Below are 11,958 nucleotides of genomic sequence, written 5' to 3' on the forward strand. Positions count from 1 at the left end.
CATGCCGAAACCGTTCACGACAACCCTGGGGAAACTCCTGCTCATCATGACGACCATAGCCGCAAACCCATCGCACGCCGCCGACACCGCGCCCCGCGTCCTGCTGCAGACCAACCAGGGCGACATCACGCTGGAACTCGACCGCGCGCAGGCGCCGGTCACCGTGGACAACTTCCTGACCTACGTGCGCGACGGCTTTTACGACGGCACGATCTTCCACCGCGTAATCAAGAGGTTCATGATCCAGGGCGGCGGACTCACCGAAGACTACAGTCAGAAACCGACCCGTCCGCCGATCAAGAACGAGGCGGACAACGGCCTGAAGAACCTGCGCGGCACCATTGCGATGGCGCGCACCTCCAACCCGCAGTCGGCCACGGCGCAGTTCTTCATCAACACCGTCGACAACTCCTTCCTCGATTATCGCGACCAGACGCAGAGCGGCTGGGGTTACGCGGTGTTCGGCAAGGTGGTCGCCGGCATGGAGACGGTGGACAAGATCGAAAACCTGCCCACCGGCAGCAGCGGCATGATCCCGCGCGACGTGCCGAAGACCATGGTCATCATCGAGAAGGCGACCGTTGTCTCCGCCGGAGACCAGCCCGCGGCGCCCTGAAGCGGGGCGCCTGAGCGTCGCCCGCCGCGCCGTACCGTCCGGCGACGGTCAATGACCGTCGCCTTCATCTCCGACCTGCACCTGTGCGCCGAGCGCCTGGCCATGACCGGGCTGTTGCGCGCATTCCTGCGCCGGCGCCTCCGTCCCGGCGACACGCTGTACATCCTCGGCGACCTGTTCGAGGCCTGGCTCGGCGACGACGCCGTGCTGCCTGACCAGTCTCCCGTGCTCGCGGAACTGCGCGCGACCGCGGAACGCGGAATCACCCTCTTCTTCATGCACGGCAACCGCGACTTTCTCGCCGGCATGGACTTCGCCGCGCAGAGCGGCTGCCGGCTGCTCGCGGATCCCGCCGTGATCGAACTCGGCGGCGAGCGCGTGCTGCTGATGCACGGCGATACGCTGTGCACCGACGACCACGAATACCAGGCCTACCGCGCGCGCGTGCGCAGCCCGGAGTTCCGCGCCCACGTCCTGTCGCTGACGATCGACGAACGCATCGCGCTGGCCGGGCACTACCGCAGCGAGAGCGCGCGCCTGTCGCGCGACAAACCGCCGGAGATCATGGACGTCAACCCGCAGGCCGTCGAGGCGGCGATGCGCGCCCACGGCGTGCACCGCCTGATCCACGGCCATACCCACCGCCAGGCGATCCATGAATTCACGCTCGACGGCGCGCCCGCCCGGCGCTACGTCCTCGGCGACTGGTATCGCGACGGCTGCGCGCTGGAGTATTCCGCGGGAAACTATCGTATGGGCAACTTTGACCTGGACAGCCTCGACAGCCGCCCAGCGGGCTGAGCCGCGTACGCAGGCCGGATCATCACCAGCCCTGGGTCTGGCGGCGTATCAGTTCCGCGATCCCCTCAATATGATCCGCTCGCTCGTTGAGCGCGGGGATGTAGCGGAATCGCCCGCCGCTCGCCTCGACGAACAGCTCGCGGTTCATCACCGCGATCTCCTCCAGCGTCTCCAGGCAATCGGCGGAAAACCCCGGGCAGACCACGTCGACGCTGGCGACGTTGGAGCCGCCCCAGGCGCGCAGGGTCTGGTCGGTGTAGGGCTGCAGCCATTCGGCATAGCCGAAGCGTGACTGGAACGTGGCCAGCCAGCGGTCCTCCTTGAGGCCGAGTTCGGCGGCGACGAGGCGCGCGGTGCGCTGGCACTGGTCATAGTAGGGATCGCCCTGCTGCCGGGTCTTGCTCGGCATGCCATGGAAGGAAAACAGCAGGCGCTCGGCTGCCGGCTGCTGGCGCCAGGCCTCACGGATGGAGTCGGCCAGCGCGCGGATGTACCAGGGCTCGGCATGATAGTCGGCCACCACGCGCAGTTCCGGCACCCGGATCCAGCCTTCGAGCGCGCGCGCGACGGCATCGAAGGTCGAGGCCGTGGTCGCGGAGGAATACTGCGGATACAAGGGCACCACCAGCAGGCGCTCGGCGCCGGCCGTGCGCAGCTCCTCCAGCGCGGCGGGGATCGAGGGCGAGCCGTAGCGCATGCCGAGGGCGAACACCAGGCGCTCGTCGGCGGCGAAATGCGCGCGCACGGCCTGCAGCTGGCGCTGCGCGGTCACCAGCAGCGGCGAACCCTCCGGCGTCCAGACGCCTTCATAGAGCCGCGCCGAGCGGCGTGGGCGCACCTGCAGGATGATGCCGTTCAGCACCGGCAGCCAGAGCCAGGGCGGCAAGGCGACGACGCGGCGATCGGACAGGAATTCGCGCAGATACCGCCGCACCGCCGGCGCGGTCGGCTGCTCGGGCGTCCCGAGATTGCTCAGCAGTACGCCGATGATCCCCCGCCGTTCCATCCCGTCTTCGCTCACGCGCACCCTCCCGTGTTTCCCGTCCAGCACCAACCGCGCGCACCGCGCGGTGATCCGGCATCATAGCGGAAACCGCCCGTGCCGAGGTACCGATCACTCCGCAAATTGGAGCAACAGCGCGTTCATCCGGCGCACGAAGGCGGCCGGATCCTCCAGCTGGCCGCCCTCGCTCAGCATCGCCTGCTCGTAGAGCAGGTGCGCCCAGTCGTCGAAGCGGGCGCCCTGCTGCTCACGATTGAGCGTCTTCACCAGCGGGTGACCGGGATTGAGCTCCAGGATCGGCGGGGTCGCCGGCACCTTCTGCCCGGTGGCCTCGAGCAGCTTGCGCAGACTCATCCCCATGTCGTCCTGGTCCACCACCAGGCAGGATGGCGAATCGGTCAGGCGATGCGTCACGCGTACCTCCTTCACCTTGTCGCCGAGCACCCCCTTCATGCGCTCGCCCAGATCCTTGAATTCGCCGGTGACCGCGTCGAGCTCGCGCTTCTCCTCCGCGTCCTCCAGTCCGCCCAGCGAGAGTTCGCCCTTGGCGACAGACTGCAGCGGCTTGCCCGCGTATTCGGTCAGGCCGGTCAGCATCCACTCGTCGACGCGGTCGGACAGCAGCAGCACCTCGATGTCCTTCTTGCGGAAGATCTCCAGGTGCGGACTGTTGCGCGCGGCGAGGGCGCTCTCGGCGGTGATGTAATAGATCCTGTCCTGGCCCGGCTTCATGCGCCCGACGTAGTCGTCGAGGGAGACGTCCTGCGTTCCGCCCTCGCCGCGCGTGGTGGTGAAGCGCAACAGTTTCGCGATCTGCTCGCGATTGGTGAAATCCTCGGCCGGACCTTCCTTCATCACGCGGCCGAACTCGGCCCAGAACGTGCGGTATTTCTCCGGCTCGCTCTCCGCCATGTCCTTGAGCAGGCCGAGCACCTTCTTGACCGAGGCGCTGCGGATCACGTCGAGCTGGCGGTTGTGCTGCAGTATCTCGCGCGAGACGTTGAGGGGCAGATCATCGGAATCGACCACGCCGCGCATGAAACGCAGGTAGTTCGGCATCAGGCGCTCGGTGTCCTCCATGATGAACACGCGCCGCACGTAGAGCTTGATGCCGTGCCCGCGCTCGCGATCCCACAGGTCGAATGGCGCGCGCTTCGGGATGTACAGCAGGGTGATGTACGACTGCGTCCCCTCGACCTGGGTATGCACGTGCGCGAGCGGTTCCTCGAAATCGTGCGCCACGTGCTTGTAGAACTCGTTGTACTCCTCCGCGGTGATGTCCTTGCGCGGGCGCGCCCACAGCGCGGCGGCGCGGTTCACCGCCTCCCATTCGCCTGTCTTGTCCGCCACCGGCATCTCGACGGGCAGCGACACGCTGTCGGAATATTTGCGGATGATCCCCCGCAGCCGGTAATCGTCGAGGAACTCGTCCTCGTCCGGGCGCAGGTGCAGTACGATCTCGGTCCCGCGACCGGCATGCGGCACCGTCTCCAGGGTATAGCTGCCCTCGCCGGCCGACTCCCAGCGCACGCCGTGCGCGGGATCGAGGCCGGCGCGGCGCGTCGTCAACGTGACGCGCTCCGCGACGATGAAGGCGGAATAGAAACCGACGCCGAACTGGCCGATCAGGCGCATGTCGCCGGCCTGGTCGCCGGTGAGCGATTCGAAGAATTGCCGGGTGCCGGACTTGGCGATGGTGCCGATATGGTCGATCACCTCCTGCCGGCTCATGCCGATGCCGTTATCCGCCACCGTCAGGGTGCGCGCCTCCCTGTCCCAGGTGACGCGCACCCTGAGCGCGGCGTCTCCCTCGAACAGTCCCTCGTCGGTCAGCGCCTCGAAGCGCAGCTTGTCGCAGGCGTCGGAGGCATTGGAGATCAGTTCGCGCAGAAATATCTCCTTGTTCGAATACAAGGAGTGGATCATCAGATTGAGCAGCTGTTTCGCTTCAGCCTGGAAATCCAGGGTTTCCTTGTGCACATCGGCGGTCATCGTGGCAGTGTTCTCCCAGTTGCAATGGATCGGGGCATCATGGTTCGCGCGCGCCGCGGGGGACGCCGGCCGGGCAAACCCGGCGCTGCCAGCATGGTAGGGACGCCGGGGCCCGGATTCAAGTCCTGGCGTCCCGGCCGCAGAATCCTGTGGCAATCGGCGGAAAAAAAACGCACAATCGGCGGAAAAACCCTCTCCGCATGAGCGCACGAACATGAGTGTCCGCACCGTCGAATCCACGCCCTTCGAGGAACAGAAACCCGGCACTTCCGGGTTGCGCAAGCGTGTCGCGGTGTTCCGCCAGGCGCACTACCTGGAAAACTTCATCCAGGCCCTGTTCAACGCCATCGGCGGCGGCGAGGGCAAGAGCCTGGTCGTGGGCGGCGACGGCCGCTATTACAACCAGGAGGCGATCCAGATCATCATCAAGATCGCGGCCGCCCAGGGTGTCGCGCGCCTGCTGGTGGGAAGGAACGGGCTGCTCTCGACCCCGGCCGCCTCGAACCTGATCCGCAAGCACAAGGCCGACGGCGGCATCATCCTCTCCGCCAGCCACAACCCCGGCGGACCCGAGGGCGATTTCGGCATCAAGTTCAACGGCCCCAACGGAGGGCCAGCCTCCGAGCCAGTCAGCGAGGCGATCTACCGCGAGACCCGGCGCATCCGCGCCTACCGCATCCTCGAAGCGGATGACATCGCGCTGGGCAAGCCGGCCGACATCATGCTGGACCGCACCCGCATCCAGATCATCAACCCGGTGACGGACTACGCCGACCTGATGGAGACGCTGTTCGATTTCCCGCGCATCCGCGGCATGATCGAGGCGGGGATGTTCAATATCTGCTTCGACGCCATGCACGCCATCACCGGTCCCTATGCCTACGAGATCCTCGAACGGCGGCTCGGCGCCCTGCCCGGCACGGTCATCAACGCGACGCCGCTGAGCGATTTCGGCGGCGGCCATCCCGACCCCAACCTGACCTACGCCCACGAGCTGGTGGAGATCATGAACCGGCCGACCGCGCCCGACCTCGGCGCCGCCTCGGACGGCGACGGTGATCGCAACATGATCCTGGGCAGGCGCTTCTTCGTCACGCCGAGCGACAGCATCGCGATCCTCGCCGCCAATGCGCACCTGGTGCCCGGCTACCGCTCCGGGCTCGCCGGCGTGGCGCGTTCAATGCCGACCAGCCAGGCGCTCGACCGCGTCGCGGCGCGCTTCGGGATCCCCTGTTACGAGACGCCGACCGGCTGGAAATTCTTCGGCAACCTGCTCGACAGCGGCAAGATCACCCTGTGCGGCGAGGAAAGCTTCGGCAGCGGCTCGAATCACCTGCGTGAAAAGGACGGCGTCTGGGCCGTGCTGTTCTGGCTCAATATCCTCGCGGTGCGACGCCAGCCGGTCGAGCAGATCGTGCGCGAGCACTGGGCCGCCTTCGGCCGCAATTTCTACACCCGCCACGACTATGAACAGGTCGAGTCCGGCATCGCCGCGCAGATGATGGATGAGCTGCGTGCCAGGATCACCGCCCTGGCGGGCAAGAAGATCGGCGACTACCAGGTCGCCTACGGCGACGACTTCAGCTACAAAGATCCGGTCGACGAATCGGTCACCGAACGCCAGGGGCTCCGCCTCGGCTTCACCGACGGCTCGCGCATCGTCTTCCGCCTGTCCGGCACCGGCACCGAAGGCGCCACACTGCGCATCTACATCGAGAAGTATGTCGCCGACCCCGCCCGCCACGGCGAGGACACGCAGGTGGCGCTGAAGGACCTGATCGACATCGCAAACAAGCTGTCCGGCGTGCTCGCGCGCACCGGCCGGGGAGGACCGACGGTGATCACGTGAAGCCGGGATCGCGCCACACGAACCCGGACCCGCGGCCCCGAACGGGGTATGGCTCTTATCGGTGTTGGGAAATGGGTAATGATGAGTAATGCGCCGTTTCGGACAGATCAGCAAGCCTCCGTGATACCGCCATCTTCCGCCCTGCCCGGCTCCCGCCAATCACCCATTGCCCATCACTCATCTCGACCTTAGGGGTAAATCGCATGCGCTACATTCGCCGCTTCTCCGAACTGCACATCGAAGACGTGCCGCTGGTCGGCGGCAAGAATGCCTCGCTGGGCGAGATGTACAACGCCCTTTCCCCGCACGGGGTCAAGGTCCCGGACGGTTTCGCCATCACCGCGGACGGCTACCGCCTGTTCATCGAGCACAACCGGCTGAACCAGAAGATCGACGAGGCCCTCGACAAGCTCGACACCCATGACGTCAAGGCGCTGGCCTATACCGGCGCCATCATCCGCGAATGGATCATGTACAGCGACATCCCGGATGAACTGGCCGGCGAGATCGCGCAGGCCTATCAACAGCTCGGCGCGGAATACGGCGCCAACCCGGACGTCGCGGTGCGCAGTTCCGCCACCGCGGAGGACCTGCCCAATGCCTCCTTCGCCGGCCAGCAGGATACCTACCTGAACATCCGCGGCCTGCCCCATCTGCTCACCACCTGCCGGCAGGTGTTCGGCTCGCTGTTCACCGACCGCGCGATCTCCTACCGTGTCGACAAGGGCTTCTCCCACCGCGACATCGCGCTCTCCATCGGCGTGCAGAAGATGGTGCGTTCCGACCTCGGCGCCTCGGGGGTAATCTTCACCATCGACACCGAAACCGGTTTCCCCGACGTGGTGTTCATCACCGCCGCCTACGGCCTCGGCGAGAACGTGGTCCAGGGCAAGGTCAATCCCGATGAATTCCACGTCTACAAGCCGATGCTGGAACGGGGCAAGCGCCCGATCATCAAGCGCCAGTTGGGCGACAAGGCGATCAAGATGATCTACACCAGCGATACCGCCGCCGGCATCTCGACGCGCAACGTGCGCGTGCAGAAGGAGGGGCGCGAGTCCTTCGCCCTGACCGACGACGAGGTGCTGCAACTGGCGCGCGACGCCGTCGTGATCGAACGGCACTACTCGGCCAAGGCCGGCCGCCCCATGCCCATGGACATCGAGTGGGCCAAGGACGGACGCACCGGTGAACTCTTCATCGTGCAGGCGCGGCCGGAAACGGTGCAGGCGCTGTCCGACACGCGTTTCCATGAGACCTACCGGCTCAAGTCGCGCGGCGAGGTGGTGGTCACCGGTAAGAGCGTGGGCAAGAAGATCGCCTCCGGACGCGCGCGCGTGATTTTCGAGGCCGCGCAAATGAGCGAACTGCAGCCCGGCGAGGTGCTGGTCACGGACATCACCGACCCGGACTGGGAACCCGTCATGAAGATCGCGGCCGCCATCGTCACCAACCGCGGCGGCCGTACCTGCCATGCCGCCATCGTCGCGCGCGAACTCGGCATCCCGGCCGTGGTCGGCTGCGGCGAGGCGACCCAGCTGATCGGGACCGGACAGGAAATCACCGTGTCGTGCAGCGAGGGCGACACCGGCTACGTCTACGCCGGACGGCTGGAATATGAGACCGAGCGCGTCGACCTCGAGGCGGACCGGCGCCCGCGCACCAAGATCATGCTCAATGTCGGCAACCCGGAACAGGCCTTCGACAGCTCGCGCCTGCCGAACGACGGCGTCGGCCTGGCGCGGCTCGAATTCATCATCAACAACAGCATCCGCATCCACCCGCGCGCGCTGCTCGAATACGATTCCCTGGACGAGGAGACCCGCCACCGCATCGACGCCATCGTGGCCGGCTATCCGGATCGCCGGACGTTCTACATCGAACGCCTGGCCGAGGGCGTCGGCGCCATCGCGGCGGCGTTCTACCCCCGGCCGGTGATCGTGCGCCTGAGCGACTTCAAGTCAAACGAATACGCCTCGCTGATCGGCGGCGGGTCCTTCGAGCCGGAGGAGGAAAACCCGATGATCGGCTACCGCGGCGCCGGGCGCTACCATTCGGACCGGTTCGCCCCCTGTTTCGAACTGGAATGCGCGGCGATGAAGGCGGTGCGCGAGACGATGGGACTGGACAACGTGGCGCTGATGGTGCCCTTCGTGCGCACCGTGCGCGAGGGCGCGGACGTGCTCGCGTTGCTGGAGCGGCACGGGCTGCGGCGCGGGGATAACGGCCTCAAGGTCTACATGATGTGCGAGATTCCGTCCAATCCGCTGCTCGCCGACGAATTCCTGCGCCATTTCGACGGCTTCTCGATCGGCTCCAACGACCTGACCCAGCTGACCCTGGGCGTGGACCGCGACTCCGGCATCGTGACCGGCTTCGACGAACGCGATCCCGCGGTGCTGAAACTGATGGAGATGGCGATCGAGGCCTGTCACCGCCACGGGAAATACGTCGGCATCTGCGGCCAGGCGCCCTCGGACTACCCGGAACTGACGCGCTGGCTGGTCGAGCGCGGCATCGACTCGATCTCGCTCAACCCGGACAGCGTCATCCCGATGACGCGGGTGGTGCTGGAGATGGAAGCGGGCAAGGGCTGAGCCGTCGCGCCGGCACGGCCGGCGCGACTAGAACAGCACCAGCGCCCAGCTCAGGATCGTGGTGGTGGTATTGGGGACGAGTTCGGGATTACGCAGGCTCACTTCCAGCATCAGGGCGTTGGACTCGCTGAAGTCGTAACGCAGGCAGAACACATCGCGCACCTCGGTCCCGATCCCGCCCCTTCCCAGCAGCTGCGGATCCATGTAGTAGGCGTCGTCGGCGTCGAAGTCCAGCGCCTCATGCCGGTAGGTGGCCTTCCACTGACTGGTCAGCTGATAGCCGAACTGGGCGAAATAGGCCAGGGAATCATGGCTCTTGCCATCACCCACACCGGGTTGGGCCTCGTTCCTGAGGTGGGAAGCCTCGGTGAGCAGGGAAAACTTCTCGTACTCGTAGCGCAGATCGATACCGATGAGGGATTGCCGCACCAGATCCTCGCCGCGCGCGAGCAGGCCGCCGGTCGTGGCGGATTCGACCACGTTGTTGCGCATGACGAAGATCCCCGGCATGACCGGGATCTCGGGCCTGACAAAACTGAGGCGGCCGAAGAAGGACTTCTCGGGACTGTAGTCGTCCCGGATCGGGACCTCCAGCCGCGAGGCCTCCGCCGTGTCGATGGTGTTGCTGTTGGCGATACCCGTTTCGTAATGAAATCCGTTTGCCCAGTCGCCCTCGGCCAGCAGGCCGATCATATGCATCGGCATGATGGCGTTGATCGAGCCCTCAAAGCTCAGAATGAACGGCCGCGAGACCGTGTCCTGCAACAGGATGCCGTGGTGAAAGTGGCGACTCCAGTACCCGAGCGGGGTATGGAACCTGCCGATGCCGACGCGGAGGCTGTCGGAGAACTCGCGCATGATCCAGTAACGCTGGATCTCATATTCGAACGTGCCGGAGAAGGTCTGGAATTGCAGCTCGAACAGCGCCTTGGTCTTGTCGTCGATGTATTGCGCGGCATAGAAGTCGAGACTGCCGATGCGGAAATTCGCCTCGTCGTCAGGCACGTCGCTGGCGATGTAGCTGAGATCGCCGAAGACACCGAGGTCGAGCGCCCGGGCGGAGGTGCCGCCGCACATGAGCGCGACCGCGCACACCGCCATCGCCCCGAATGTCCGCCTGCTCTTGACCATGTTCGTCCCCCCTGTACTCGGCAATGCAACCCCGTCGCGCGCCGGGTGAGATCAGTCCCTGCGCAACAGCACCCTGACCGTGTCGTTCACCGCCTCCGGACTGACGTAACCGATCCGGCCCGGCGCCTCGCTGACCCATTTGATCACCGCGCGCTCATCCAGCTTCGTGTCCGGCGGCGAGCCCTTGCCGGTGAAGATGCGCTTGGCCCAGTAGGCCTTGACCTGGGTGGTATCCTTTCCGACCACCTTCTCGTAGAACTCGTCGCGCACCGAGTTGCCGCTCGGCAGGTCGATCACCTCGACGCGGACGCCGTTGTCGAGCTGCACGGTCTTGCCCAGGTAGAGATTGCGCACGGTCTTGTCGCTGAGCGACGGCACCTCGATGTCGGGGCTGCCGATCACCACCACGGCGGCTTCGGCCATGGCCGACAGCATCGCGAAAGACAGCACCATGCCCACCAGGCATCCCGCCATACTGACCTGAGTTCGTGGCATCCTCTCTCCTCGCAGACGCCGGACAGGCCACCGCGCGCCGGTTCCCTGCCCGCCGGTCGGGACTCGCCCGGCATTGGCACGGCGGCGCGCGCCGCCTCTCCTCGCCCATCCGATATCGGATGGTGTATGGCATGCTTTAAACATGATCTCCCGGTAAAAAGCAAGCGCGACGGCGGATAGGACGATGCGGCGTTTCGTATGCCTTATCCGTTCAGCCCGCGACGCTGCCGGCCAGCAGCAGGTCCATCACGTTGGTGCCGCTTGCGCCGGTGTTTATCAGGTCGCCGCTGGCCGCGAGAAAGGTGCCGGCGTCCGCACGCCGCAGACACTCCAGCGGATCTAGGCCCAGTGCGCGTCCCCGCGCCACGGTCGCGCCGTCGACCACCGCTCCCGCCGCCGACCCGGGACCGTCCCCCCCGTCGGTCCCGGCCGCGAGCAGGATGCGCCCGGACAGGCCGGCGAGTTCCGTTGCCGCGGCCAGCGCGAGTTGCTGGCAGCGCCCGCCACGCCCCGGCGCCTCGGGCAGCGTCACCACGGTCTCCCCCGACCAGATGTGCAACAACGGGTCCTCTTCGCGCAGCCGACGCGCCAGGCGCCGGCCCGCCGGCTCCGCCTCGCCGGTAATCAGGTCCGGATGCAGTCGCACGCGATACCCCAGGGCCCCCGCGCGCGCCGCGGCGGCCTGGCGCGCATCGTGCGAGGTGGCGATGAGACGTGTCTCGATGGCGCGGAAACACGGCGCGCCGGCGGCGGGCGGTGCGGGCGCGTGAGCGGCGAACTCCGCCAGCCACGCCGGCGGCTCCCGTCCCGTCGCCCCGGCCGCGGCGACGGGGGTCAACAGGCCGGAGCCAATCACGGCGGGATCGTCGCCGGGCACGTCGGAGATCAGCAATTGCAGCGTGCGCACGCCGCCGAGAAGCGCCGCCAGCCTGCCGCCCTTGATGAGCGAGAGCCGCGTGCGCACGCGATTGATCGCGGCGATGTCCCAGCCGCACCCGAGCAGCCAGTCGTGCGCGCGGCGCAGATCGGCGAGCTGGAGCGGCGCGGGCGGCGCCTCCACCAGCGCGGAGGCGCCGCCCGAGATCAGGAACAGAAAACTCGACGGCGCTGGGGCGCGCGCGATGAATTCGCGCAGTTGATCCCCCGCGCGCAGGCTGTTGGCGTCGGGCAGCGGATGACCGGCCTCGATGAGCGTGACCGGCAGGCCGGCGGGGAATCCCGTCGCGGCATGTTCGTACTTGGTGATGACCAGCACCGACTCGGCCGCCGCGCCGAGCGCGTCGCAGGCGCCGAGCGCCATCGGGCCCGCCGCCTTGCCGACGGCGATCACGCGCACCCGCGCGCCCGGCTTCCAGCCGGCCAGTTGCGCGCGCACCCGGTCGCGGCCGTTCACCGCGGCGACCGCATGACGATAGATGTCCAGCAGATCGGCGCGGGCGTCGCGGTTCACCTGGGCCTGTCCGCGCGGGACCTT

General features: G+C 66.9%; 9 protein-coding genes. 4 read left to right on the forward strand and 5 right to left on the reverse strand.

Annotated features, from left to right (window positions below):
• Window position 1 precedes the first annotated feature (1 nt).
• Complete coding sequence (locus tag IPM20_06555) at window positions 2-616, forward strand: peptidyl-prolyl cis-trans isomerase (GenBank protein MBK9131285.1); 615 nt, start codon at window positions 2-4, stop codon at window positions 614-616.
• Window positions 617-667: 51 nt separating this feature from the next.
• Window positions 668-1,417, forward strand: coding sequence for a UDP-2,3-diacylglucosamine diphosphatase (locus IPM20_06560; protein MBK9131286.1), 750 nt, complete (start codon window positions 668-670; stop codon window positions 1,415-1,417).
• Between the two features lie 22 nt (window positions 1,418-1,439).
• On the opposite strand, the gene IPM20_06565 is transcribed toward IPM20_06560, so the two are convergent.
• Window positions 1,440-2,423, reverse strand: coding sequence for a ferrochelatase (locus tag IPM20_06565; GenBank protein ID MBK9131287.1), 984 nt, complete (start codon window positions 2,421-2,423; stop codon window positions 1,440-1,442).
• A 108-nt stretch (window positions 2,424-2,531) separates the two neighbouring features.
• Window positions 2,532-4,412: a molecular chaperone HtpG gene (gene htpG / locus IPM20_06570; protein ID MBK9131288.1), complete on the reverse strand. Its 1,881-nt coding sequence runs from the start codon at window positions 4,410-4,412 to the stop codon at window positions 2,532-2,534.
• Between the two features lie 214 nt (window positions 4,413-4,626).
• Here htpG and IPM20_06575 point away from each other — a divergent pair, with 214 nt between their 5' ends.
• On the forward strand, window positions 4,627-6,261 hold the full coding sequence (locus tag IPM20_06575; GenBank protein MBK9131289.1) for an alpha-D-glucose phosphate-specific phosphoglucomutase: 1,635 nt from the start codon (window positions 4,627-4,629) through the stop codon (window positions 6,259-6,261).
• 203 nt (window positions 6,262-6,464) lie between these two features.
• Window positions 6,465-8,858, forward strand: coding sequence for a phosphoenolpyruvate synthase (gene ppsA, locus IPM20_06580; GenBank protein ID MBK9131290.1), 2,394 nt, complete (start codon window positions 6,465-6,467; stop codon window positions 8,856-8,858).
• 27 nt (window positions 8,859-8,885) lie between these two features.
• Here the strand turns inward: ppsA and IPM20_06585 are convergent, their stop codons facing one another.
• From IPM20_06585 to IPM20_06595, 3 genes are all read right to left on the reverse strand, one after another.
• Window positions 8,886-9,989 (reverse strand): hypothetical protein, encoded by a 1,104-nt coding sequence (locus IPM20_06585; GenBank protein ID MBK9131291.1) that lies wholly within the window; start codon window positions 9,987-9,989, stop codon window positions 8,886-8,888.
• 51 nt (window positions 9,990-10,040) lie between these two features.
• Window positions 10,041-10,484 carry a phosphate ABC transporter substrate-binding protein gene (locus tag IPM20_06590; GenBank protein ID MBK9131292.1) on the reverse strand — a complete coding sequence of 148 codons (444 nt, stop codon included), beginning with the start codon at window positions 10,482-10,484 and terminating at the stop codon, window positions 10,041-10,043.
• Between the two features lie 211 nt (window positions 10,485-10,695).
• Complete coding sequence (locus IPM20_06595) at window positions 10,696-11,901, reverse strand: DUF4147 domain-containing protein (GenBank protein ID MBK9131293.1); 1,206 nt, start codon at window positions 11,899-11,901, stop codon at window positions 10,696-10,698.
• Window positions 11,902-11,958: the final 57 nt, after the last annotated feature.

The sequence above is a fragment of the Gammaproteobacteria bacterium genome, from assembly GCA_016716465.1.
Taxonomy (GTDB): domain Bacteria; phylum Pseudomonadota; class Gammaproteobacteria; order SZUA-140; family SZUA-140; genus JADJWH01.